20 protein-coding genes are annotated in these 24,831 nt (G+C 67.0%); 12 read left to right on the top strand and 8 right to left on the bottom strand.

The annotated features are described in order from the left end of the window. The first annotated feature begins 56 nt into the window (after positions 1-56). The 5 genes from AB0L53_RS08130 to AB0L53_RS08110 all read left to right on the top strand — a co-directional run bounded on the left by AB0L53_RS08130 (position 57) and on the right by AB0L53_RS08110 (position 6,035). Positions 57-1,289: a PLP-dependent aminotransferase family protein gene (locus AB0L53_RS08130; RefSeq protein ID WP_357939724.1), complete on the top strand. Its 1,233-nt coding sequence runs from the start codon at positions 57-59 to the stop codon at positions 1,287-1,289. A gap of 200 nt (positions 1,290-1,489) precedes the next feature. Next, positions 1,490-2,446: a D-alanine--D-alanine ligase gene (locus tag AB0L53_RS08125; protein WP_363992040.1), complete on the top strand. Its 957-nt coding sequence runs from the start codon at positions 1,490-1,492 to the stop codon at positions 2,444-2,446. Between the two features lie 618 nt (positions 2,447-3,064). Further along, the gene (locus AB0L53_RS08120) at positions 3,065-4,117 is read left to right on the top strand and encodes an aminotransferase class V-fold PLP-dependent enzyme (protein WP_363992039.1); all 1,053 of its coding nucleotides are present in this window, start codon (positions 3,065-3,067) and stop codon (positions 4,115-4,117) included. 1,179 nt (positions 4,118-5,296) lie between these two features. Beyond that, on the top strand, positions 5,297-5,851 hold the full coding sequence (locus AB0L53_RS08115; protein WP_363992037.1) for an RNA polymerase sigma factor: 555 nt from the start codon (positions 5,297-5,299) through the stop codon (positions 5,849-5,851). After that, complete coding sequence (locus AB0L53_RS08110; protein ID WP_363992036.1) at positions 5,844-6,035, top strand: hypothetical protein; 192 nt, start codon at positions 5,844-5,846, stop codon at positions 6,033-6,035. The genes AB0L53_RS08115 and AB0L53_RS08110 overlap by 8 nt, the downstream gene beginning before the upstream one ends. A 693-nt stretch (positions 6,036-6,728) precedes the next feature. On the opposite strand, the gene AB0L53_RS08105 is transcribed toward AB0L53_RS08110, so the two are convergent. The 8 genes from AB0L53_RS08105 to rpmH form a co-directional block, all read right to left on the bottom strand. Further along, positions 6,729-7,691, bottom strand: a complete 963-nt coding sequence (locus AB0L53_RS08105) for a ParB/RepB/Spo0J family partition protein (protein WP_363992034.1) — start codon at positions 7,689-7,691, stop codon at positions 6,729-6,731. A gap of 1,296 nt (positions 7,692-8,987) precedes the next feature. Further along, on the bottom strand, positions 8,988-9,923 hold the full coding sequence (locus AB0L53_RS08100; protein WP_363992032.1) for a ParA family protein: 936 nt from the start codon (positions 9,921-9,923) through the stop codon (positions 8,988-8,990). A 137-nt stretch (positions 9,924-10,060) separates the two neighbouring features. After that, positions 10,061-10,720: a 16S rRNA (guanine(527)-N(7))-methyltransferase RsmG gene (gene rsmG / locus AB0L53_RS08095; protein WP_363992802.1), complete on the bottom strand. Its 660-nt coding sequence runs from the start codon at positions 10,718-10,720 to the stop codon at positions 10,061-10,063. A gap of 321 nt (positions 10,721-11,041) precedes the next feature. After that, positions 11,042-11,530 (bottom strand): R3H domain-containing nucleic acid-binding protein, encoded by a 489-nt coding sequence (locus AB0L53_RS08090; protein ID WP_357939728.1) that lies wholly within the window; start codon positions 11,528-11,530, stop codon positions 11,042-11,044. A gap of 20 nt (positions 11,531-11,550) precedes the next feature. Further along, on the bottom strand, positions 11,551-12,504 hold the full coding sequence (gene yidC, locus AB0L53_RS08085; protein WP_363992030.1) for a membrane protein insertase YidC: 954 nt from the start codon (positions 12,502-12,504) through the stop codon (positions 11,551-11,553). A 4-nt stretch (positions 12,505-12,508) separates the two neighbouring features. Next, a complete protein-coding gene (gene yidD, locus AB0L53_RS08080) occupies positions 12,509-12,766 on the bottom strand; it encodes a membrane protein insertion efficiency factor YidD (RefSeq protein WP_357655404.1) in 258 nt (85 codons plus the stop codon). A gap of 17 nt (positions 12,767-12,783) precedes the next feature. Then, entirely contained in the window at positions 12,784-13,149 is a 366-nt protein-coding gene (gene rnpA, locus AB0L53_RS08075) for a ribonuclease P protein component (protein ID WP_358534342.1), read from the bottom strand. 59 nt (positions 13,150-13,208) lie between these two features. Continuing rightward, positions 13,209-13,346: a 50S ribosomal protein L34 gene (gene rpmH / locus AB0L53_RS08070; RefSeq protein WP_093172456.1), complete on the bottom strand. Its 138-nt coding sequence runs from the start codon at positions 13,344-13,346 to the stop codon at positions 13,209-13,211. Between the two features lie 572 nt (positions 13,347-13,918). Between rpmH and dnaA the strand changes: the two genes are divergently transcribed. From dnaA to gyrA, 7 genes are all read left to right on the top strand, one after another. Then, complete coding sequence (dnaA, locus tag AB0L53_RS08065) at positions 13,919-15,490, top strand: chromosomal replication initiator protein DnaA (RefSeq protein ID WP_363992027.1); 1,572 nt, start codon at positions 13,919-13,921, stop codon at positions 15,488-15,490. Between the two features lie 522 nt (positions 15,491-16,012). Then, positions 16,013-17,152, top strand: coding sequence for a DNA polymerase III subunit beta (gene dnaN, locus AB0L53_RS08060; RefSeq protein ID WP_357939730.1), 1,140 nt, complete (start codon positions 16,013-16,015; stop codon positions 17,150-17,152). Positions 17,153-17,200: 48 nt separating this feature from the next. Beyond that, a complete protein-coding gene (gene gnd / locus AB0L53_RS08055) occupies positions 17,201-18,139 on the top strand; it encodes a phosphogluconate dehydrogenase (NAD(+)-dependent, decarboxylating) (protein WP_363992025.1) in 939 nt (312 codons plus the stop codon). A 72-nt stretch (positions 18,140-18,211) separates the two neighbouring features. Continuing rightward, positions 18,212-19,444: a DNA replication/repair protein RecF gene (recF, locus tag AB0L53_RS08050; protein ID WP_363992023.1), complete on the top strand. Its 1,233-nt coding sequence runs from the start codon at positions 18,212-18,214 to the stop codon at positions 19,442-19,444. Continuing rightward, positions 19,434-20,003, top strand: coding sequence for a DUF721 domain-containing protein (locus tag AB0L53_RS08045; RefSeq protein ID WP_363992021.1), 570 nt, complete (start codon positions 19,434-19,436; stop codon positions 20,001-20,003). Before recF ends, AB0L53_RS08045 begins: the two co-directional genes overlap by 11 nt. Positions 20,004-20,344: 341 nt before the next feature. Further along, a complete protein-coding gene (gene gyrB / locus AB0L53_RS08040) occupies positions 20,345-22,288 on the top strand; it encodes a DNA topoisomerase (ATP-hydrolyzing) subunit B (RefSeq protein WP_363992020.1) in 1,944 nt (647 codons plus the stop codon). 34 nt (positions 22,289-22,322) lie between these two features. Then, positions 22,323-24,830: a DNA gyrase subunit A gene (gene gyrA / locus AB0L53_RS08035; protein ID WP_363992018.1), complete on the top strand. Its 2,508-nt coding sequence runs from the start codon at positions 22,323-22,325 to the stop codon at positions 24,828-24,830. Position 24,831 lies beyond the last annotated feature (1 nt).

Raw genomic sequence — 24,831 nt, 5'->3', positions numbered from 1 at the left:
CCCAAGGGTCGCGCATCGATGCCTACGTCGATCGGTACGCCGCGCGAGCTACCGGGATGGTCGCCTCCGAGATCCGAGCTCTTTTCGCCGTCGCGTCGAGGCCCGAGGTGGTCTCGCTCGCCGGCGGCATGCCGTACGTCACGGCCCTCCCCCTCGACATGGTCGGCGAGCTGGTGTCCGATCTGGTCACCAGGCGCGGTCCCGTCGCGCTGCAGTACGGCTCCGGCCAGGGCGATCCGCACCTGCGCGAGCAGATCTGCGACGTGATGCGGCTGGAGGGGATCCAGGCCGGGGCGAACGACGTGGTCGTCACCGTAGGTTCGCAGCAAGCGCTTGATCTGGTGACCCGGATCTTCATCGACCCGGGTGATGTGGTGCTGGCCGAAGGCCCGTCGTACGTAGGCGCCCTCGGCACTTTCGCCGCATACCAGGCCAAAGTAGTGCATATCGCTATGGACGATCAGGGCATCATTCCCGAGTCTCTCGCGCAGACCATCTACGCGCTGGAGACCGCGGGCGCCCCGATCAAGTTCCTCTACACGATCCCGACCTTCCACAACCCCGCCGGTGTCACCCTGAACCTGGCGCGGCGGCAGCAGGTGCTCGACATCTGCCAGCGGGCCGGTGTCCTGATCATCGAGGACAACCCGTACGGGCTGCTCGGCTTCGACGGCGAGCCCATGCGCGCGCTGCGGGCCGACAATCCCGACGGCGTGGTCTATCTCGGGTCGTTCTCCAAGACGCTCGCCCCTGGGTTCAGGGTCGGCTGGGCGCTGGCGCCGCACGCCGTCCGCGACAAGCTCGTCCTGGCCATGGAGTCGGCCGTACTGTCACACTCGTCCTTCACCCAGCTGGCCGTAGGCCAGTACCTCGCCACGCAGCCATGGCAGGAGCAGATCAAAACGTTCAGGGAGCTCTATCGCGAGCGACGTGACACGCTGCTCGACGCGCTCTCGGCGCTCATGCCCCCCGAGGTCACCTGGACACGACCGGCCGGGGGCTTCTTCGTGTGGGCGACGCTGCCGGAGGGCCTGGACTCGAAGGCCATCCTGCCGCGGGCGGTGGCGGAGCGGGTGGCGTTCGTGCCGGGGACCGGGTTCTTCTCCGATGGGAGCGGGGCTCGGCAGATGCGGCTGTCCTACTGCTTCCCTGAGCCGGACCGGATTCGGGAAGGGGTCCGGCGGCTGGCTGGGGTGATCGAGCAGGAGATCCAGCTGCGGGACACGTTCGGGACGGGGTCGGCTCGGGGGCATGCGGGCGTGGACACGCCCGGGCCCGACCTAGCCTGATCCTCTTTTCGCCTGATCCTCTTTTCGCCTGATCCTCTTCTCGCCTGCCGGCGTCTCGGTTGGGACGCCGGCTCTTCCCTCGCAGTGCATATCTATGCATTCCGTTGGTCATGGCCCGCACGGTAGAAAGCGCCTGCCGTACACCATTCCACCCCAGCCCCGGTACGGTTGGACAGCGTGCGATCAGCGGAGGAGAACAAATGAGCGATCTGGGCCACGTGCTCGTGCTGGCCGGGGGCCTCTCCTATGAACGGGAGGTGTCCCTGCGCTCCGGTCGCCGGGTGAGTGAGGTGCTGCGGGCGGCGGGCATCGACGTGGAGGCCCGCGACACTGACGCGTCCCTCGTGCCGTCCATCCTGGCCGACCCACCGGACGCGGTCTTCGTCACGCTGCACGGCGGCGCGGGTGAGGACGGCGCCATCCGTTCCATCCTCGAACTGCTGAACGTCCCTTATGTCGGCGCCGACCCCGACGCCTGCCGCGTCGCCTTCGACAAGCCGACCGCCAAGGGCGTCGTACGATCGGTCGGCCTGCGCACCCCCGAGTCGGTCACCCTGCCCAAGGAGACCTTCCACGACCTCGGCGCCACGGTCGTCCTGGGCCGCATCGTGGCACATCTCGGCCTCCCCCTGTTCGTCAAGCCCGCCCGTGGCGGCTCCGCCTTGGGCGCTTCGATCGTCCGCACCGCCGAAGAGCTCCCGGCCGCGATGGTCGGCTGTTTCGCGTACGGCGACACGGCGCTGATCGAGCGTTACGTGGCAGGCGTCGAAGTAGCGGTCTCGGTCGTCGACCTGGGCAACGGCCCGATCGCCCTGCCCGCCGTCGAGATCGTCCCGGACGAGGGCGTCTACGACTACGCGGCCCGCTACACCGCCGGCCACACCGAGTTCTTCGCGCCCGCCCGCCTCTCCGCCGAAGCAGCCGCGGCCTGCGCCGAAACCGCCGTGACGGCCCACACCGCCCTGGGCCTCCGGGACATCTCCCGCACCGACCTCATCGTCGACGCCTCAGACCAGCCCCACTTCCTGGAGGTCAACGTGGCCCCTGGGATGACGGAGACGTCGCTGCTACCGATGGCGGCCGAGGCCGCGGGCCAAGACCTGGGCGACCTCTGCCGCATCCTCCTCCAGAACGCCGCCTCTCGCGTACACGCTTGACGTCTACGCGTCCCCCGCTCTCCCCTGGCACTAACCTCACGCCACCTTCCACCCTGGGGTACGACCCCTACCTCCGTTTTGCAGGGCCAGCCTCTGCCCCGTCTGGTGTTTTGCAGGGCTGACCTCTGTCTCGTCTGGCCTTCCCGCAGGCCCGGTGCCGGACTGACCTCGGCGTCGCATGCCCCGCGTCGGAGCTACCTCGACTTCGCGCACCCAACACCGGGCGTAGCTCCGCTTCGCACGCCCGACCCCTTCACCCCCTTCACCCCCTCGGACCCGCACCCCCTCGGACCCGCACCCCCTCGGACCCTCACTCCGCGTGGACCCACACCTTTTGAGCGGGTCCACGCGCGGTGAGGCCGACGCCCGGTGGGCCCTCGATGTCCGATCCACAGCTTGGACCCACACCGTCAGCTCACGCTGCCGATCCACATCCCCGGCTCCCACCCACAACAGGAGGCAGCACCGCCGACAGGAGGCATCACTCGCCAGCAGAGGATCACCGCGAACTAGCAACGCAGCACCCGAGCCAGCGGACACCTCCCGACCACCGGGCCCACCCTGCCGATCGTCTCTCGCCTCTCTCAATCTTGTGAGTCGTGAAAGTAGCCTGGGCATGTGCCGATCGATTCGACCTATCCCAAGAGCTTCGCCAGCGACAATCACGCAGGCGTCCACCCCACCATCCTCGAAGCCATGGCTGCGGCGAACCACGGGGACGCACCCGCCTACGGCGGTGACCGCTGGACATCAACCTTCGAGGACCACATCAAGGACGTCTTCGGCCCAGGGGCGGAAGGCTTCCCCGTCCTGAACGGAGCCGGCGCGAACATGGTCGGCCTCGCCCCCATGCTCGGCCGCTACGACGCCATCATCTGCGCCGACACCGCCCACATCGCCACCCACGAAACAGGCGCGACAGAACGACTGCTCGGCGCGAAGCTCCTGACCGCCCCCACAGCCGACGGCAAGCTACGCCCCCAGGACATCACCGCACGACTCGACACCTTGGGCAGCCACCACAACTCCCAACCCCGCGTGGTCTCCATCTCCCAGGTAACCGAACTCGGCACCTGCTACTCCCCCGAAGAAATCGCCGCCCTCGCTGATACGGCCCACGCGGCCGGCTTGCTCCTCCACATGGACGGCGCCAGACTGGCAAACGCGGCCGCCCACCTGAACGCCACCCTCAGCGCCATCACCACGGAAGTCGGCGTAGACATCTTCAGCTTCGGCGGCACCAAGAACGGCGCGCTGGCAGCTGAGGCAGTAATAGTCCTCTCCTCTTCTTCCCTCGCCCACGCCATCCCCTTCCTCCGCCGCCAGTCCCTCCAGTTGGCCTCCAAGATGCGCTTCGTCTCAGCCCAACTCTCGGCCCTCCTCACGAACGACCTCTGGCGTCATAACGCAACCCACGCCAACGAAATGGCCACCCGCCTCGCCAACGGCATAGCCGACCTCCCCGGCATCACCCTCGCCTACCCCGTCCAATCGAACGCCGTCTTCGCCACCCTCCCCAAACCAGCCGCGGCCGCCCTCCTCACCCGCTACCAGTTCCACTACTGGGACGAGACCGCCGGGACCGTCCGCTGGATGACCGCCTTCGACACCACCCCGGACCACGTAGACGACTTCCTCGATGACATCCGCAAATCCCTCGTCCTCCCCTGATCCTCCGGCCCTGACATTCGCGTGAGCTCCCGGCCCCACACACGCCCCAAGCCTCCGGCCCACGTTTCACGTGAAACAACTCTCCCCAGGCCGCCAGTCGGACGCACTGTTAGCGGCTACCAGGAACTCCTGGTAGCCGGACCCCACGTGCCAAGCGGATGGCCAGACGACTCCAGCCAGGTTGGGCGACCACGAGAAATCCCGGTGGACGGACCACGGACCTGCTCACCGGGGTCTGCGCTGGGCCTCGTTGAGGGTGCTTCTGGACCGAGTTCGCCGACGCCGTTCGGGTCTCGGTGAGTCGCAGGGGGGACTCCGATGCCGTGGGGCCGAAGAAGGCGGTCTCCTGGCGCCGATCGCCCCCGGCTATTGCCCTACGCCCGCCACCCCCGGCGATCACCGTGCGGGGCCGAAGAAGGCGATCCCGCGGCACCGATCACCCTCCGTCTGTTGCCCTACGCCCGCCACCCCTGGCGATCGTGAGGCCCTGGCCGCTCCGACCTTGCCACCAGTCCGGCCTTCTCGATGTCCGCAGAACCGAAGACCACATGGCCGTGTGCCTGGAGAACCGATGTCTTTGGACCAGGATGTCCGTGTCCATCCACCTGGCGTGTCTCGTGTCCATTCACAGGCACCACCGACGCCCCTGTTTCACGTGAAACCATCCACCCGCCAGCACGGCGGCAACCCATTCACAGCCCTTCCCCCGGCGAACCTCCATGGATGACGTCCCGCAGAGCGGTGTAGTTCTCCCCCGCTCGCCCCTGCTCGCCCACATCGGAAACGCACAACGAGATCGTTGATCTGCCGTGGGATGGGACACCGCCCAACGGCGGTGAAGTCCCGAAAGCGAGGGAGGCGGTGGGCGATGGGGAGTGCCCCTTCTGGATGAAGTTGGCGGCCGGGACAGGTTATGACCGGCGGTACGACACCTTGGCCTGGTCAGTTTCGCGCGGGTTGCTGCAGCCCTCCTGTCGGCGAGAGGGACGCGAACGTCCGGGAGTAGATCGCCATGAGCACTGGTGAGCTTGGTTGGTCCAGGCGCTCGGAGGTTGGTTGGCCCGGCGTCAGCCGGAGGTTGGTTGGCCCAGGCGCTCGGAGGATGGGCGGGGCCGGCTTCCCAGGGCGTGAGAATCAGCGCGCGTGAAAGCATTCTCACCGTCGCGGCAAGAAGTAGGTGTGATCGTGTACAACACGCGTAGCGGGAGAGATCAACCGGTGGTTCCGGCCGATCTCTTCGACCGCTACTTCGCCGAGATCCACCGGTACATCACCCGTCGCCTGCCTGCGGACGACGCTGACGACCTAGCCGCCGAGGCGTCCCTCGCGGCGTTGCGCGGCGGATACGACCCAGCCGTGGGAGAGATCAGGCCCTGGCTGTGCGGCATTGCTACCAACCTGGTCGCGCGGCACCGCCGTACCGAGACCACGCGGTGGAAGGCGCTCAGCCGCGCGGCGGAGCGCGACCGGGACGGCCGCGAGGACCCCGCACTGAATCGAGTGCTCGATCGGGTGGACGCCGCGCGCTTCACCGCTCCGCTCGCGGGGGCACCGGCCGCGCTGAAGCAGCGCGATCGCGACGTGGTGCTGCTGATCGCGTTGGGCGGCCTGAGTCACGCCGAGGTCGCTTCCGCCCTGAACATTCCCTATGGAACCGTCGCGTCCCGGCTCAACAGGGCACGCAAGCATCTGCGCGCGGCGCTCGGCGCGCTGAAGGAGGACATCGATGGATGAGCTCGAACTGCTCGCCCGGGCACTGCCCGACGCGCCCCCGCCCTCGCCCGAGGTGGTCGCTCGCGCTCACGCCCGCTTCGCCGCTCACGCCCGCTTCGCCGCTCACGCCCGCCTCGCCGCTGACGGCGAGCGCTCCCGCCCTGCCGCCGGCCGTTCCCGCACTCGCGTGTGGTGTGGGCGCTGAGTTCGGCCGTGGCCACGGCCCGCGATGGTCATAGCGGCCACACTGGTGGCCAACCTGGTTTCTGCGCCTGCTCCGATGCTGGTCCAACCACGGAACAGCGAGTTGCTCGATCTAGCCGACCGCGCGGCTCCCCTCTGAGGGCCCCGCTCGGGACCCCCGCTCGGGGCGCCCGCTCGAGACCTCCACTCCGCGCGTCCGCTCGGGATCTCCACTCCGCGCGTCCGCTCGGGGCGTCCGCTCGGGGGGTTCAGCTCGGGGGGTTCAGCTCGGGGGCTTCAGCTCGGGACCCCCAGTCGTGGGGCTCGGCTCGGGGGTTCAGCTCGGGGCGTCCGCTCGGGACGACCGTTCGGGTGTTCGCTCGGGGCGCCCGACGAGGTCGTTTCTCGAGGCTCGGGGGCTCGCCAGTACGAGTGGCGGCCGTTGATGGAGTCGGAGCTGGTGGTGTTTCACGTGAAACACGAGCTATTCCGGCGGACAGCCACGGATCGAAAATCGGGTTCAGCGGGCCCGGCGTACCGCCTCGCCGGGCGCCGAAGGACTTCTCGACCTCGGTCACCAACATCGATCGCGAGCACCCCCCTGATGTCGGGGCCGGGCTTCCTGTAGATGCTCGCCGTCGTTCCTCAGGCGACAGGGCGCCTTAGGGGCCATGGCTTCACGTGAAACGGCCAATGGTTTCACGTGAAACAGGGGTCAGTCTTCGGCGTCCTTCATGGCGCGTACGGCCTCGGGAGCCATGGTGCCGATGATGCGCTCAAGGTCATCGATCGTCGCGAACTCCACCACGATGCGCCCCTTTCGGCGACCGAGGTCGACTTTGACCTTGGTCTCGAAGTGGTCTGAGAGGCGGTCTGCGAGGTGGACGAGGCCGGGCGCGGAGGGCTTGTTGGGCTGGCGGTCGCGGGTGGCCTTGGGTGCCGCCTTTGAGCTGCCGAGGGAGACGATCTCTTCGACGGCCCTGACGGAAAGAAGTTCGGCGACGATCCGCTTGGCGAGTTGGATCTGCTCTTCCGAGCTATCGAGGCTGAGGAGGGCGCGGGCATGGCCGGCGCTGACGGTACCGGCGGCGACGCGGAGCTGGACCTCCGGCGGGAGGTTGAGCAAGCGAAGAGTGTTGGTGATGTGAGAACGGGATCGGCCGACCTTCTGGGCGAGCTGTTCATGTGTCGCCCGGAAGTCGTCGAGCAGTTGCTGGTACGCGGCGGCTTCTTCCAAGGCGTTGAGCTGCTCGCGCTGGAGGTTCTCGATCAGCGCGTCTCTGAGGAGCTCGTCGTCCTGGGTGTTGCGGACGATCGCGGGGATCGGGTCGAGTTCAGCCAGTTGGCAAGCGCGCCAGCGGCGCTCCCCCATGATCAGCTCGTACTTGCCGCCACCCACCGAGCGCACGACGATCGGTTGCAGCAGACCGACCTCGCGAATGGACGCGGACAACTCATGGAGGCGCTCGTCGTCGAAGACATCACGGGGCTGGCGTGGGTTGGGGACGATCGCGCTGAGGGCGATCTCCCTGAAGTACGCTCCGGCAATCGGCTTGGGGCCGGCGGTCTCCCCCGTTGCGCCATTCGCGGGGGCTACTGTCCCCGTGCCGTCAACGATGGGACCGGTCGGGATGAGTGCCCCGAGTCCCTTGCCCAATCCCCGCCGATGCTGACTCACTGCTTCTCCTCATCCACCGGGCCGATTCCGGTCACTCCAGGAGAGGTTACCGTCGTCAACGCAACAGGGTGCCCGCTCGCCACACGCGGTTCCTCCGGATTTACACCGCCACAACCTCACGCGTACACATCCGACCAGGCATGCACTCTGCAGGCCCTCTACCCCATGACTTTGGCCGCCAAGACAGACCGTTCAGAAAGATTCGGATCTTGGAGCGGGAGTTTGGGGTGTGGGTGTGTGAGGAGGTGGAACGTGGGTGGAGGTGCGGGAGTCGGGGTGCGGGAGGTGTGAATGGCGTGGGTGGTGTGGGAGGTGGAGGTGAGTGGGGTTTGGGGAGTTTGGCTGAGGTAATGGGCATCACCGCGTGCCGCGCGTCGCTCGCACGCCGTTTTCGCCGCGCTACCCCTCGCACGTCGTCTTGTCGACGCCCCGCATCACGCACCCCGTGGGCGTGTCCGGACTTGGAGGGCATGGTGAGCGGCCCAGGGTCCATGAGTTGGGCCCTACGAACCCGCCCCGCGTGCACGGCTTCCACGGGGCCGTCGGGGCGCCGCCAGGTCCTACGCGCGTGTATGCCGTGTGGTGTGCCCCGTGTGCCTTGTGCATCGGTGTAGATCGCTGTGTGCCGACGTGTGCTTCCTGTGATGCCTCCTATGCATGAGGCGCTAGCGGTGCCTGTGGTCAGCTAACTCCTGTGGTGCGGGCAGCGCCTGTGGTGCAGGTGGTTTAAGGCGCAACTTATGGTGCAGGCGGTGTAGGAGTTGCCTGTAGTGCAGGCGGCCTGTGCTGTGGTGCAGGCCGCCTGCGCCCTGTGGTGCGTTGTGTAGTACGTGTGGTGGGTGTGCTGTGCATGCGCTTTGGTAACGCCTTGCGAGCCCCGTTGGGCAGCGGAGTGAGCCGCCTGTGGATCGTCGCGAAAAGCAAGCATGGCGTCGGGGAGACGAACGGAAGCGCTCCATACGGACGCGGGGAGATGAACGGGAGCGGTCTACACGGACATGGGAGGCAGGCGGAGAGGACCGTGCGGCTGCCAGAGATGAACGGTCAGGGCCGTGCGGGTGCGGGAAACAAGCGGCAGGGGCTGGTCTGTATGGATGTGGGAAACGAGCAGCAGAGGATCGTCCCTACGAATACGGAAGTAGAAGAAACCGGGACCAGCCCCAGGCGAGAGCCATCGGTGGACAGCCCGTGGAAAACGAACCCAGGAGAAGGGCGGGTCGCAGAGCGGCCGCCGCATTCAGGCCGTACGAGATACCTACGGCCGCACAAACATCAGCCCTACGACACGGCAACAGGTCAGACGGCGGCGCGGTGGGCGATTTCTCGGGCGGCGTCCATGTAGGCCATGGCGCCGCTCGAGCCAGGGTCATACGTCATCACCGACTGCCCATAACTGGGCGCCTCAGAAAGGCGGACGCTGCGCGGGATGACCGTGCTGAGGACCGTCTCCCCGAAGTGGGCGCGGACCTCGTCGGCGACCTGGGACGCCAGCCGGGTGCGGCCGTCGTACATAGTGAGGACGATCGTCGACAGGCTGAGTGTGGGGTTCAGGTGCGCCTTGATGAGGTCGACGTTGCGAAGGAGCTGGCCCAGGCCCTCCAGCGCGTAGTACTCGCACTGGATGGGGATCATGACCTCTTCGGCGGCGACCAGGGCGTTGACGGTCAGGAGGCCGAGCGACGGCGGGCAGTCGATGATGATGTAGTCGAGCTCGATCGCTTCGAAGGCCCCCAGTGCGCGGCGGAGGCGGGCTTCCCGGGCGACGAGTGAGACGAGCTCGATCTCGGCGCCGGCGAGGTCGATGGTGGCGGGGGCGCAGTAGAGGCCCGGCATGTCCGGCACCTCCTTGACGATGTCGGCCATCGGCAAGTCGTCAACGAGCACCTGATAGACATCCGGGACATCGCCCCGGTGTTCGGTGGCCAGGGCCGTGGAGGCGTTGCCCTGGGGGTCGAGGTCGACCACGAGTACGCGCTGGCCGTGCATCGAGAGCGCGGCGGCGATGTTGACCGAGGTCGTGGTCTTTCCGACGCCACCCTTCTGGTTCGCCACCGCGATCACTCGGCACTTGGGCGGCCTGGGCCAGGCGCCGTCGCCTCCCCCGGACGCTTCGCCCGCCTTGGCGGCGGCTGTTTGGGTGGCAGATGTTTCACGTGAAACCACTGAGCTGAGCGCCTCTCGTACCAACGGCGAATCACCGGGGTTTAGGGGGGTCTGGGTCACGTTGGCCATCCTTTCAACCAGTGGCAGGCCGGTGCCAGGAATTCGCTGTCGCGACACGCCCATTTCGGGCCAGCCAACCCCGCTGGGACTCTCGGACAGAGGGCTGTCCGGCCAGCCAAGACCGCTTGACGCGATTGGCACGACCGTCACCTCCTTCGTCGCCGCCTACCGGGCTCCGGCGCGCGACCTGCTACCACCCGAACCAATGTTGCAGGCGGCTCGACCTTACCGCGCCCGACGGTCACAAGCTCGGCTGTCCTCGCCCCACTGGCCCGCAATTGGGGCTCCGCCTCGGCAAGTTCCTCCGCGGCTCGCTCCCCCTTCATGGCGATCAACTCGCCACCTTCGCGAAGAAGTGGCATGGCCCACTTCAGCAGCCGGTCAAGCGGCGCGACCGCGCGGGCGCTGGCGACGTCGAATTCGCGCTTGCCCGCCAGCTCTTCCGCGCGGCCGCGCAACACTTCGACGTTGTCCAGTTTGAGCGTTTCGACGCACTCCTCCAGGAAGACGGTACGGCGAAGCAGCGGCTCCAACAGGGTCACCGTGATGTCCTGCCGTACGATCGCCAGCACGAGGCCCGGCAACCCGGCGCCCGAGCCGATGTCGACCAGCCGCACCTCCGGCGGCACGGCTTCGGCGACAACGGCGCAGTTGAGCAGATGACGATCCCAGATCCGGGGGACCTCGCGGGGGCCCAGCAGCCCGCGTACCACCCCAGGGCCGGCGAGGAGCTCGGCGAACGCCTGTGCGCGGCCCCAAGCCTCGCCGGTGAAGACCTCTCGCGCCACATCGGGCGGAGGCGGCAGCTCACGCGCTTCGTCGGGCGGAGGCGGCAGCTCGTCGGTCACTGGTGGGTGGCCCTTCCTCGGGGGTCATGGGCGATGGTCTCTACTCAAGGCTAGGTGAGCGATCACTTGGGAAGACTAGCGGGCCGCCCTGAATGAGGGCCGCGCGCCACACTCTCTGCACTCCGCACCGACCCGGAATGCTCCAAACTTCACGAAAGACGTCAATTAGCTATAAAGCGGACAAGCTGTACGTACATCAAGAATGCCCTCACGCGAACCGGCCGCCGTCCCCGAGTGCGGGACGGCGGCCGGTCGGCGAGCGAGTGTGCGTACGTGCGGTCAGACCGGGAGTACGACCACGTAGCGGTGCGGTTCCTCCCCCTCGGACTCGCTACGGAGCCCGGCGGCCGCCACCGCGTCATGGACGATCTTGCGCTCGAAGGGCGTCATCGCGTGCAGCGCCTTGGGCTCGCCCTTCTCCTTCACCTCATTGGCGATCTCGGTGCCGAGCTTGGTGAGCTCGGCGCGGCGCCGCTCGCGGTAGCCGGCGACGTCGAGCATCAGCCGGGACCGCTCCCCCGTCTGCCGGTGCACGGCCAGGCGGGTCAGCTCCTGGAGCGCCTCCAGGACCTCTCCCTCGGGCCCGACGAGGCCGGTGCCCTTGAGGCCCACGACCGAGACCAGCGCGCGGTCACCTTCGACGTCCATGTCGATGTCGCCGTCGATGTCGGCGATATCCAGGAGACCCTCGACGTAGTCTGCCGCGATCTCGCCTTCCTGCTCGAGCGCGTTGAGATCAGGAGTCTTCTCCTGCTCGGCCTCGGTCATGGCCGGCCTCTCCTTCGTGTTCACGACTTCTTGCTGCCGGTGCGCTTGCTGCGGGGCTGACGACTGGGCTGCTGCCGAATGATCTTAGGCTCCGGCGGCGCGGAAGGCACTTCCTCTTCCGGAGTGGCGCCCTTACGGAGTTTCGAGAGCAGACCGGTCTTCGGCTCGACCGGGACCATGTTGCCCTTGGCGTCGAACTGCGGCATCGGGTGGCGACTGTAGAACCAGTGCTGCTGACCGAGCGTCCACAGGTTCGTGGTGACCCAGTACATGATCAGACCGAGCGGGAAGTTGAGGCTGAAGAAGGCGAACAGCGGAGAGATGTACATCAGGATCTTCTGCTGCTGCGCCATGGGGTTGTCCGGCATCTGGGCCATGGAGCGGGTGACGCTCTGCCGGACGGTGAGGAACGTGGTCAGCGAGCTGATCGCCACGAAGACGCCCAGCACGATCTTCGTCGTGACGACGGTGGCCCCGAAGCTTTCGACCTGGGCCTGCGACATCCAGAAGTTGGCCGGCAGCGGCGCGCCGAAGATGTGCGCGGATCGGGCGCTGTCGACGAGCTGCTGCGTCATGCCGTAGACCGGGCGGCCGTCGGCCATGGCCCGCAGCACGGTGAACATCGAGATGAAGATGGGGAACTGCGCGACCACGGGCAGGCAGCCACCGAGCGGGTTGGCGCCCGCTCCCTGGTAGACCGCCATGACTTCCTGGTTCATGCGCTGCTTGTCGTTCTTGTAGCGCTTGCGGAGCTCCGCCACCTTGGGGGCGAGTTCCTGCATCTTGCGCGACGAGCGCATCTGCTTCAGGAAGAGCGGGAAGATCAGGACCCGCATGAAAACGGTCAGCGTGATGATGGTCAGGGCCCATGTCAGCCCGCTGTCCGGGTTGAGGAATGTGCTGTATCCCTGATGGATCCAGATGATGACATGGGCTACGGCTTCATAGAGCCAGCTCAGCCAGGACAGCTCCACCGAGCTATCTCCCTTGCGTTTCGTGGGACCGAACCGGGCGTGGGGGCACCGGGTCTATACCTCCGGGATGGAATGGGTGGCACCGCCCGATGCGCCGGACAGTCAGCCATGTGCCGCGCAATGCACCATGTACGGCTATCGCTTCGAGCCCGTAGGCACTGCACGACGGATAGAAACGGCAACGTGGACCGAGCATCGGGCTGATAAAGGCCCGATAGAACCGGATCGGGATGATCAATGCCCGAGCGGGGAGGCTCGGCATCCCTTGCGGCTGCTCCGTCATCTGTGTCCATCCATCGCGGACTCGCGCCGCCTGAACAAACGATCCAACGCGAGGTCGAGCTCGGCGGCAAGGTGCTCGTATCGCGCTGACGCGGCCGGTGGATTGGCGCGTACCACCAGCAGGCTACCTCGCGGGAGCCGGTCGAGACGGTCCCGCATCAGGTGTCGGAGCCGCCGCTTGACCTTGTTACGGACGGCGGCGCCACCCACAGCTCGGCTCACCACGAAACCAACCAGAGGCGTCGAATCCCCAGAAATGCCTAGATGCACTACCAGGGTAGGACGGCCCGCGCGCTTCCCACGCTTGACGGCCGCCTCGAACTCCTCCCCGCGTCGCATGCGGGATTGACGGGAAAGCACCATATACGCCTATCGCCCGCCGGCGGACTTCACCGGCGGGCGGACTATCGGACGCGAGTCGATCAGGCCGACAGCGTTTCGCGGCCCTTACGGCGGCGAGCGGCCAGGATGGCGCGACCGGCCCGGGTGCGCATCCGCAGCCGGAAGCCGTGGGTCTTCGCGCGGCGACGGTTGTTCGGCTGGAAAGTACGCTTGCTCACGGGTGGGCTCCAGGCTTGAAGGTGCGCCGCAGGGGCGCTGATACACACATGGCTGGCTTGCCAAGAGAGCGAGGGCACGCGAAATAGCCGTCGCGTGACAAGCCGACCATGGCACGTTACGGGGCAAGCATGCCCCAGGTCAAACTGGCGACCGGGCGAACGGGTTATCCACTAATCCACATGCGGGTTTTCCACATCCTCGGCCACGTCCACAGTATGTGCACTCAGGTACCACTAGGCTGTGGACAACGCTTGAACACAGCTGTGCACAGAGCTACTGTCAGCCCTCCCAGAGCCGCTCAAGGCCTGTGCATAACTTGTGGATGGCCTGTGGATGGTGTGGGTGTCCAGCTCGGCCGACACGCTGTGGACCAAGGCGCCGGCCGCCCCTGCGGGTGGGAGCTCCATGTGGATAACTCGCCCCGGTGGACAGCCAGTGACGGTGCACCGACGACTTGTGACGTACGTGTGCGAAGCGCCAATAACCAGGCCGCAACAGGCCAATGCCCGCACTGGGCAGGCGGTAAACGATCGATCGCGGGGGGCCGCGAGAGGAAGGAGGGGCACCGCACATGAACCATGTCGACCTCGGCAAGGTATGGGCGAGGGCCCTGAGCAACTTCCTCAACGAGAACGTCCCCATACAGCAGCGCACCTGGCTCTCCATGGTGCGCCCGATCGCCCAGGCCGACGACACGATCGTGCTGGGCGTCCCCAACGACTTCCTGAAGGACCTCATCGAGGGGAAGCTGCGCCCCCTCGTGGCCCACGCGCTCTCTCAGGAGCTCGGCCGGGCGATGCGCCTGGCCGTGATGATCGACACGACGGCCCCCGAGCAGCAGATGCCGGACCTTCATCCACAGCCTGTGGCTCAAAATTATCCCCAGGGCCTGGACCCCCAGCCACGTTATGCACAGCCCCCATCGGCCCAGCACTACCAGGCTTCCGAGCCTCCGCAGTTCTATTCTCCACAGCCGGACCCGGCCCAGATATCCACCGAATATCCACAGCCCACGTTCACTTTTGAACAGGGGCAGTCCCCTGTGGAGAAACTGCCGGAGCCGACGCACAACCGCTGGGAAGCGAAGAGCAACAAGCCCAGCGAACCCGCTCGGCTCAACCAGAAGTACACCTTCGAGACATTCGTCATCGGGGCCAGCAACCGATTCGCCCACGCGGCCGCCGTGGCCGTAGCCGAATCCCCCGCAAAGGCGTACAACCCTCTCTTTATTTATGGCGACTCGGGCCTGGGGAAGACCCACCTCCTGCACGCGATCGGGCATTACGCCCAGAGCCTGTACGACGGCGCGCGGGTGAGATACGTGAGCTCGGAGGAGTTCACCAACGACTTCATCAACAGCATCCGCGACCACAAGGCCGACGGCTTCCGCGGCCGCTACCGAGCGATCGACATCCTGCTCGTGGACGACATCCAGTTCCTGGAGGGCAAGGAGCAGACGCAGGAGGAGTTCTTCCACACCTTCAACACCCTGCACAACGCCAACAAGCAGATCGTGATCTCCAGCGACCGGGCGCCGAAGCAGCTGATCACGCTGGAGGACCGGCTGCGCAACCGGTTCGAGTGGGGCCTGATCACCGATGTCCAGCCGCCCGAGCTGGAGACCCGCATCGCGATCCTCAGGAAGAAGGCCATCCAGGAGGGCCTGGCCGCCCCGCCCGAGGTCCTGGAGTACATCGCCAGCCGCATCTCCACCAACATCCGCGAGCTGGAGGGCGCCCTGATCAGGGTCACCGCCTTCGCCAGCCTCAACCGGCAGGGCGTCGACCTCCAGCTGGCCGAGGTGGTGCTGAAGGACCTGATCACCTCCGACGGCGGCCACGAGATCACCATCGCCACGATCATGGCCAAGACCGCCGAATACTTCGGCATCAGCATCGACGACCTCTGCGGCAGCTCGCGCAGCAGGGCTCTGGTCAACGCCAGGCAGATCGCGATGTATCTGGTACGCGAGCTGACCGACCTGTCGCTGCCGAAGATCGGGCAGCAGTTCGGCGGCCGCGATCACACGACCGTCATGCACGCCGAGCGCAAGATCCGCTCGCTCATCGCGGAGCGCAGGTCGATGTACAACCAGGTCAACGAGCTAACAATGCGTATCAAACAGACGTCGCGCGGATCCTGACCGTCATGCACAGCCTGTGGATAACACTGTGGATCAGGGGAAACGTCAGATCGCGGCGGCCGTACGCCCCATCTTCGCCTGAAAAATCCTGCGCGATGCCTGGGGATAAAGTTGGGGACATCCTGAGGACAACCTGGGGACATCCGGTGGATGACTTGTGGACGGCCTGTGCACAGTCGAAAAAGGGTCTCCCGCGAGGCCGTTTATCCCGTGGATAACCTGTGGAAAGCCGGTGGATGACCAGTGGATGAACGCACCATGATCTGGGGACGAGCTGTGGGCAACGAACCTTCATCCCCAGGCGGCGAAGTTTCCCCCAGGCGTAATCCACCGAGCATGTGGGCGACGCCACGCAAGCTGACCAGGGGAAACGCCCGTTGTCCACACTATCCACAGCCCCTAGTGTGAAGACCACCTATCTCTCTTACTAAGAAACTCAAGACCCATAGAGGGGTTCTCCCGGAACTCGGGTGCGGGAGAGGCAACACTTGAATCAACGACGAACTCAGGAGGCTGATGACCGTGATGTTCCGAATCGAGCGAGACGTCCTCGCTGAGGCGGTGGCATGGACGGCACGCAGCCTGCCCGCGCGACCGTCGGTCCCCGTTCTCGCCGGAATGCGGATGGAGGTCACCGAGGACCAGCAGCTCAAGCTGTCGGGCTTCGACTACGAGGTCTCCGCCGAGGTGACGCTCGAACTCCACACCGGTGAGGCCGGCGTCGTCCTGGTCTCCGGCAAGCTGCTCGCCGAGATCACCCGCGCGCTTCCCGCACAGCCTGTGGACTTCGTCGTGGAGGGGGCCAAGGCGGTCGTCACTTGCGGCAGCGCCCGGTTCACCCTGCTGACCATGCCTGTGGAGGACTACCCGTCGCTGCCGGCCATGCCGCCGGCCGCCGGCCGGGTGGGCAGCGACGTCTTCGCCGCCGCCGTCGGCCAGGTCGCCGTCGCCGCGGGCAGGGACGACACGCTGCCCATGCTCACCGGCGTACGGATGGAGATCGAGGGCGACACCGTGACCCTCGCCGCGACCGACCGTTACCGCCTGGCCGTACGCGAGCTGAAATGGCAGCCCGACCAGCCCGACTTCGCGGCGATCGCGATGATCCCCGGCAAGACGCTCGCCGACTCGGCCAAGGCGCTCGGCGCGACCGGCGCCGAGGTGGAGATCGCGCTCAGCTCGGCGGGCGGCACCGGCGAGGGCATGATCGGCTTCTCCAGCGCCGGGCGGCGGACCACGACGCGGCTGCTCGACCCCGAGTTCCCCAAATACCGCTCGCTGCTGCCGACGGAGTTCTCGGCGCGCGCCGACCTGTCCACAAGCTCGTTCGTCGAGGCGGTCAAGCGCGTGGCCCTGGTCGCCGAGCGCAACACTCCGGTACGCCTGGCGTTCAAGAGCGGCGAGGTCGTGCTGGAGGCCGGCAGCGGCGACGAGGCCCAGGCCGTCGAGGTGCTGCCGGTGGACTATGAGGGCGAGGAGATGAACATCGCCTTCAACCACCAGTTCCTGCTGGAAGGGCTGGGCGCGATCGACTCGGACGTCGCCCGGCTGCAGATGACCACGTCCACCAAGCCCGCCATCCTCACCGGTGGAAAGCCTGTGGATGACGGCGGAGTCCCCGACTACCGTTACCTGATCATGCCGATCCGCTTGTCGAGCTGAAAATCCCATCGGGGATTATGGAGGCCTGACTAGGGGAGTTGGTACATCATGCAGATCGGCATGGTCGGACTTGGCAGGATGGGCGGCAACATGGCCGAAAGGCTGCGCCGCGGAGGTCACGAGGTCGTGGGCTATGACCACAACCGGGAGGCCAGCGACGTCGGCAGCTTGAAAGAGCTGGTCGACAGGCTGGAGGCGCCGCGCGCGGTCTGGGTGATGGTCCCGGCCGGCAAACCCACCCAGCAGACGGTCGACGAGCTCGGCAAACTCCTCTCCGAGGGCGACATCGTCATCGACGGCGGTAATTCACACTATGTGGATGACCAGAAGCACGCCGCCGAGCTCGCCGAGCGCGGCATCCGCTTCGTCGACTGCGGCGTGAGCGGCGGCGTCTGGGGCCTGCAGAACGGCTACGCGCTGATGTGCGGGGGCGACGAGCCCGTCGTCCAGCACATGATGCCGATCTTCGAGACGCTCAAGCCCGAAGGCGAGGACGGCTTCGTCCACGCGGGCGAGGTCGGCGCGGGACACTTCGCCAAGATGGTCCACAACGGCATCGAGTACGGCATGATGCAGTCCTTCGCCGAGGGCTGGGAGCTCCTGGAAGCCTCCGACATCGTCAAGGACGTCAAGGGCTGCTTCAGCAGCTGGCGCACCGGCACGGTCATCCGCTCCTGGCTGCTCGACCTGCTGGTGCGGTCGCTCGACAGCGACGAGCACCTCGAGGAGCTGCGCGGTTACGCACAGGACTCCGGCGAGGGCCGGTGGACCGTGCAGGCCGCGGTGGACCACGCCGTGCCGCTGCCGGTGATCACCGCCGCGCTGTACGCCAGGTTCGCCTCGCGTCAGGAGGACCCGCCCGCGATGAAGGTGGTGGCCGCGCTGCGCAACCAGTTCGGCGGCCACCCGATCGCCTCGGCGGAGGGCTCGACGGGCATGGGCGCCGACTCCCCCGGCGCCGACGTGACCCCGCCGAACGTGCGCTGACCCCGACACCGGTTTTCCACAGGTGCAAGCCGGTGACCCCAGTGACCTGCGTGGCCCACTAACCTTCTTGGGGTGCACGTCGCCCATCTGTCGCTGACCGACTTCCGGTCCTACGCGTCCGTGGAGCTCGGCCTGGAGCCGGGCGTCACGGCGTTCGTGGGGCCCAACGGCCAGGGCAAGACCAACCTGGTCGAAGCCCTCGGCTACGTCGCGACGCACTCCAGCCACCGGGTGGCGAGCGACGCGCCTCTCGTACGACGGGGCGCGAGCCGGGCCATCGTGCGCTGCGCCATCCACAGGGACGATCGGCGGGCGCTGGTCGAGCTGGAGATCAACCCGGGGCGCGCCAACCGCGCGCGGCTCAACCGCTCCCCCGTGTCCAGGCCCCGCGACGTCATCGGCCTGCTGCGCACGGTGCTGTTCGCCCCCGAGGACCTGTCGATGGTCAAGGGCGACCCCTCTGAGCGGCGGCGCTTCCTCGATGAGCTGCTGGTGAGCCGCACTCCGCGGTTCGCCGGCGTACGCGCCGACTACGACCGCGTGCTGAAGCAGCGAGGAGCGCTCCTGCGTGCCGCCTCCCAGGCCCGCAGAGGGGCCAGGAGCGCCCGAAGGGCCGAGAGTGACACAGGATTCTCGGCGGCGGGCGCCGGAGACGTCCTGAGCACTCTGGAGGTCTGGGACGCGCATCTGGCGAGACACGGCGCGGAGCTTCTCCAAGCGCGGCTCGATCTCATCGACGCGCTGCGCCCGCTGGTCGCCGGAGCCTATGCCGCGCTCGCCCCCACGAGCGCCCCCGCGACCCTGGCCTATCGCAGCACTTTGTCCACAGGCACCGACGCGGCTGAGGACGAAGTCCCCGGTGAGACGGGATCTTCCGATACACAGACGTTATCCACAGACTTGGGGAAAACCCTTGAAGAACGACTCCGCGAGCGGCTATTGGAAGTACGCGCGGCCGAGCTGGAGCGGGGTGTCACGCTCGTCGGCCCGCACCGCGACGACCTGATCCTGGGTCTCGGCGAGCTGCCCGCGCGCGGCTACGCCAGCCATGGCGAGTCGTGGTCGTTCGCCCTGGCGCTGCGGCTGGCCGCCTACGACCTGCTCCGGGCCGAGGGCGGCGACCCGGTGCTGATCCTGGACGACGTCTTCGCCGAGCTCGACAGCCAGCGCAGGCGCCGCCTGTCCGAGATCGTCGCCCCCGCCGAGCAGGTGCTCATCACCGCGGCGGTGGCCGACGACGTGCCCGGGGAGTTGATCGGGGCCAGGTTCGACGTCGCAGAAGGGAGCGTGACGCGTGTCCGCTGACAGCAACCCCCGCGGGTCCGCTGAGAGCAACCCAAGCGGATCCGCCGGCGGCACCTCCCGGGTGCCCGCCGATGACAACCCCACGGCCAGGGGCGCGGCGATGGCCAGGGAGAAGCTGGCCCAGGCCAAGGCCGACGCGGCCAAGCGCGGCCAACTCCCCCGCCGCGAGCCCAGGCGCAGGGCGGGGGCGCGCAGGGACGCCGGCGATCCACAGCTTTTCGGACGCGCGATCTCCGACCTGCTGGCCGACCGCGGCTGGGAGCGGTCGGCGGCCGTCGGCGGGGTGTTCGGCCGCTGGTCCGACATCGTCGGTCCCGAGCTCGCCGCGCACACCAAGCCCGATTCGTTCGACGACGGCGAGGTGCTCATCCTGGCCGACTCCACCGCCTGGGCGACCCAGGTACGCCTGCTCGCGCGCACTCTCGTACGCCGGCTCAACGAGGAGCTCGGACACGGCACGGTGACGAAGGTGAAGGTCAGAGGCCCGCAGAACGCACCGCGCGCGGCCGGGGGCCTGAGGGTGACCGGCAGCAAGGGCCCAGGAGACACCTACGGCTGAGCCGGATCGGTGGGAAACCCATGGGCCGGATCCGCGAGAAAACCCATCAGAGAGCCGCAGACGCGATGACCCCCATTCCTGTGGGGGGATGCTCGAAGAGGGGGAAATCAAGCGACAGGCCGTTACAGGCGCGTTCAATGCCACCTTGGGCCCTCAGAGCCGGTAGAATGAAACTGGATTCCGGACACGTCCGTTTGCGTGTCACCCCCGGCACGCATACAGCGCCGATTCCCCCGGGTGATCAACGCAACGGGGCACTCACGACGGTGACGGGCACGGCAGGGGCAGCTTGACATGTGTCGCCTCCCCAGCCGCGTGTCCGCGGCAGGAGGATTTGGCACTTGTCCTACGACGCTAGCTCAATCACCGTACTCGAAGGGCTTGAGGCGGTTCGCAAGCGCCCGGGTATGTATATCGGCTCGACCGGTGAGCGCGGTCTGCATCACCTGGTCTACGAAATCGTCGACAACTCGGTGGACGAGGCCCTCGCCGGCCACGCCGACCGCATCGACGTCACCCTGCTCGCCGACAACGGTGTGCGGGTCATCGACAACGGCCGCGGCATCCCGACCGGCATCCACCCGGTCGAGAAGCGTTCCGCCGTCGAGGTCGTGCTGACCACGCTGCACGCGGGCGGCAAGTTCGACGGCAAGTCGTACGCCGTGTCCGGAGGTCTGCACGGCGTCGGCTCGGCCGTCGTCAACGCGCTGTCCACCGCCATGGAGGTGGAGGTCAAGCAGAACGGCCACATCTGGCGGCAGCGCTACGAGCACTCCAAGCCGACCGCGCCGCTGGCGACGGATGGGGAGACCACCGAGACCGGCACCACGATCACGTTCTGGGCCGACGAGGCGATCTTCGAGACCACCACCTGGAACTTCGAGACGCTCTCGCGGCGCTTCCAGGAGATGGCCTTCCTCAACAAGGGCCTGACGATCGTGCTGCGCGACGAGCGGCCCGACCACGTCAACGGCGAGGTCGTCGAGGTCACCTACTGCTACCAGGGCGGTCTGTCCGACTTCGTGACGCACCTCAACTCCAAGAAGGAGCCCGCGCACGCGTCGGTCATCGACTTCGAGGAGCACGGCGACGGCGTCTCCGTAGAGATCGCCATGCAGTGGAACAACTCCTACAGCGAGTCCGTCTACACCTTCGCCAACACCATCAACACGGCTGAGGGCGGCACCCACGAGGAGGGCTTCCGCGCGGCGCTGACGTCGATCGTCAACCGCTACGCGCGCGAGCAGAAGTTCCTCAAGGAGGGCAAGGACGACAACCTCTCCGGCGAGGACGTCCGCGAGGGCCTGACCGCGATCGTCTCGATCAAGCTGGCCGACCCGCAGTTCGAGGGGCAGACCAAGACGAAGCTCGGCAACACCGAGGCCAAGTCGTTCGTGCAGAAGGCCTGCAACGACCACCTGCGCGCCTGGTTCGAGCGCAACCCCGGCGAGGCCAAGGACATCATCAACAAGTCGCTGCAGGCCGCCAGGGCCCGCCTCGCGGCTCGCCAGGCCCGCGACCTGACGCGGCGCAAGTCGCTGCTGGAGTCGGGCAGCGGCCTGCCGGGCAAGCTGGCCGACTGCCAGTGGAACGACCCCGACAAGTGCGAGCTGTTCATCGTCGAGGGCAACTCGGCCGGCGGCTCGGCCAAGGGTGGGCGCGACTCGCGGTTCCAGGCGATCCTGCCGATCCGCGGCAAGATCCTCAACGTTGAGAAGGCCAGGGTCGACAAGGTCCTGCAGAACACCGAGGTCCAGTCGCTGATCACGGCCATGGGCACCGGCGTGCACGACGAGTTCGACATCAGCAAGCTGCGTTACAACAAGCTGATCCTGATGGCCGACGCCGACGTCGATGGCCAGCACATCACCACGCTGCTGCTGACGCTGCTGTTCAGGTTCATGCGCCCGCTGATCGAGGGCGGCCACGTCTACCTGTCGCAGCCGCCCCTCTACAAGATCAAGTGGGACCGCAAGGGCGACGACGCCTCTTATGCCTACTCCGACCGCGAACGCGACGCGATCATCGAGGACGGCATCGGCCGCGGCAAGCGCGACCCCCGTGCCCACGACGGCGTCCAGCGGTTCAAGGGTCTCGGCGAGATGAACGCCAACCAGCTGTGGGAAACCACCATGAACCCCGACAGCCGCGTCCTGCTCCAGGCCACGCTCGATGACGCGGCCCAGGCCGACGAGATGTTCAGCGTGCTCATGGGTGAGGACGTTGAGGCACGCAGAGCCTTCATCATCCGCAATGCGCGAGATGTCCGTTTCCTAGACGTGTAGCGCACCGCCGTACAGTAGAAAAGGATCTTCACACGTGACGGAAGTGAACACTCCGCCTCCACCGTCTTCGGACCGCATCGAACCGGTCGACATTCAGACCGAGATGCAGCGCAGCTACATGGACTACGCGATGTCGGTCATCGTCTCGCGTGCCCTGCCGGACGTGCGTGACGGTCTCAAGCCGGTGCACCGCCGCGTGCTCTACGCGATGTACGACGGCGGCTACCGCCCCGACCGCGGCTACTTCAAGTGCTCGCGCGTCGTCGGTGACGTCATGGGTTCCTACCACCCCCACGGCGACTCCTCGATCTACGACGCCCTCGTACGCCTGGCGCAGCCCTGGTCGCTGCGCCACCCGTTGGTCGACGGGCAGGGCAACTTCGGCTCTCCGGGTAACGACGCGCCCGCGGCGATGCGCTACACCGAGTGCAAGCTCGCGCCCATCGCCATGGAGATGCTGCGCGACATCGACAAGGAGACCGTCGACTTCCAGCCCAACTACGACGGCCGCTCCCAGGAGCCCGTCGTACTCCCGGCGCGCTTCCCCAACCTGCTGGTCAACGGCTCGGGCGGCATCGCGGTCGGCATGGCGACCAACATCCCGCCGCACAACCTGCGCGAGGTGGCCGAGGCCGTCAAGTGGTCGCTGGACAACCCCGAGGCCTCCGAAGAGGAGCTGCTCGAGGCGGCCATCGCGCGGGTCAAGGGCCCCGACTTCCCGACCAAGGGCCTGATCGTCGGCCGCCGGGGCATCGAGGACGCCTACCGCACCGGCCGCGGCTCGATCACCATGCGCGCCGTTGTCGAGGTCGAGGAGGACAACAAGGGCCGTCACGCCCTCGTCGTCACCGAACTCCCCTACCAGGTCAACCCCGACAACCTCTCCTACAAGATCGCTGAGCTGGTCAAGCAGGGCAAGGTCACCGGCATCGCCGACGTCCGCGAGGAGTCGTCGTCGCGGGTCGGCCAGCGGCTGGTCATCGTGCTCAAGCGCGACGCCGTCGCCAAGGTCGTGCTCAACAACCTGTACAAGCACACCCAGCTCCAGGACACCTTCGGCGCCAACATGCTGGCCCTGGTCGACGGGGTGCCGCGTACGCTGCGGCTCGACCAGTTCATCACCTACTACGTGGCGCACCAGATCGAGGTCATCGTCCGGCGGACGCGCTACCTGCTGCGCAAGGCCGAGGAGCGGGCCCACATCCTGCGGGCGCTGCTCAAGGCGCTCGACCGGATGGACGAGGTCATCGCGCTGATCAGGCGCTCGCCGTCGGCCGCGGAGGCCCAGGGCGGCCTGATGACGCTGCTGGAGATCGACGAGATCCAGGCCCAGGCCATCCTCGACATGCAGCTGCGCAAGCTCGCCGCCCTGGAGCGCCAGGCGATCCAGGACGAGTTCGACACGCTGATGACGGCGATCGCCGACTACCAGGACATCCTGAGCTCGGAGCCCCGGCAGCGCCAGATCGTCGGTGACGAGATGGCCGAGATCGTCGCCCGCTTCGGCAACGACCGCCAGACCGAGATCGTCGCGTACGACGGCGACATGTCGATCGAAGACCTCATCGCCGAGGAAGAGATCGTCGTCACCATCACCCGCGGCGGCTACGCCAAGCGCACCCGTACCGACCTTTACCGGGCGCAGAAGCGCGGCGGCAAGGGCGTCAGAGGCGCGCAGCTGCGCCAGGACGACATCGTCGACCACTTCTTCGTCACGACGACCCATCATTGGTTGCTGTTCTTCACGAACAAAGGCCGCGTTTACCGCGTCAAAGCGTACGAACTCCCCGACGCCGCGCGCGACGCGCGAGGCATGCACCTGGCGAACCTGCTGGCCATGCAGCCCGACGAGACAGTAATGGAGGTCCTCGACCTGCGTGACTACGACGTCGCCCCTTACCTCGTGCTCGCCACCCGCAGTGGCCTGGTGAAGAAGACCCGCCTGTCGGAGTACGACTCCCCCAGGTCCGGTGGTCTGATCGCGATCAACCTGCGGGACGACGACGAGGTCATCGGGGCCCGCCTGGTCTCCGAGGAGGACGACCTGCTGCTCGTCTCCAAGGGCGCGCAGTCCGTCCGCTTCACCGCCTCCGACGAAGCGCTGCGCCCGATGGGGCGGGCGACCAGCGGCGTCATCGGCATGAGATTCCTTGATGGTGACGAACTTCTCGCCATGAATAGAATTGCCGATGGTCAACATGTGCTTATCGCCACCAAGGCTGGGTACGCAAAGCGGACACCCGTCGAGCAGTATCCAGTTCAAGGACGTGGCGGTAGGGGCGTGCTGACTGCGAAAATCGTCAGTTCCCGTGGCAAGCTGGTCGGAGCAGTCATGGTCAACCCAGAGGATGAGGTCTTCGCGATCACATCCGCCGGCGGGGTGATCCGGACGAGTGCCGGCGAGATCAAGCAGTCCGGCCGCCAGACCATGGGAGTGCGTTTGATGAATCTCGCCGAAGGCGACAGCGTGGTGGCCCTCGCCCGGAACGCCGAGTCCATGGAGGCTTCGGTGGAGAGTGAGGAAGACGGGGGAGGAGAGTAGG

This window comes from Nonomuraea sp. NPDC052129, assembly GCF_040680095.1.
GTDB lineage: Bacteria > Actinomycetota > Actinomycetes > Streptosporangiales > Streptosporangiaceae > Nonomuraea.
Note: the sequence above shows the minus strand (reverse complement) of the source record. Positions and strands in the feature narration are given on the sequence as shown.

Excerpts from the sequence above, each read along its gene's own strand:
- AB0L53_RS08090 (WP_357939728.1), bottom strand. The coding sequence starts at position 11,530 with ATGACCGAGGCCGAGCAGGAGAAGACTCCTGATCTCAACGCGCTCGAG.
- dnaA (WP_363992027.1), top strand. The coding sequence starts at position 13,919 with ATGAACCATGTCGACCTCGGCAAGGTATGGGCGAGGGCCCTGAGCAAC.
- AB0L53_RS08100 (WP_363992032.1), bottom strand. The coding sequence starts at position 9,923 with ATGGCCAACGTGACCCAGACCCCCCTAAACCCCGGTGATTCGCCGTTG.
- AB0L53_RS08130 (WP_357939724.1), top strand. The coding sequence starts at position 57 with ATGGTCGCCTCCGAGATCCGAGCTCTTTTCGCCGTCGCGTCGAGGCCC.
- gnd (WP_363992025.1), top strand. The coding sequence starts at position 17,201 with ATGCAGATCGGCATGGTCGGACTTGGCAGGATGGGCGGCAACATGGCC.
- rnpA (WP_358534342.1), bottom strand. The coding sequence starts at position 13,149 with ATGGTGCTTTCCCGTCAATCCCGCATGCGACGCGGGGAGGAGTTCGAG.
- AB0L53_RS08125 (WP_363992040.1), top strand. The coding sequence starts at position 1,490 with ATGAGCGATCTGGGCCACGTGCTCGTGCTGGCCGGGGGCCTCTCCTAT.
- AB0L53_RS08110 (WP_363992036.1), top strand. The coding sequence starts at position 5,844 with ATGGATGAGCTCGAACTGCTCGCCCGGGCACTGCCCGACGCGCCCCCG.
- yidD (WP_357655404.1), bottom strand. The coding sequence starts at position 12,766 with ATGCCGAGCCTCCCCGCTCGGGCATTGATCATCCCGATCCGGTTCTAT.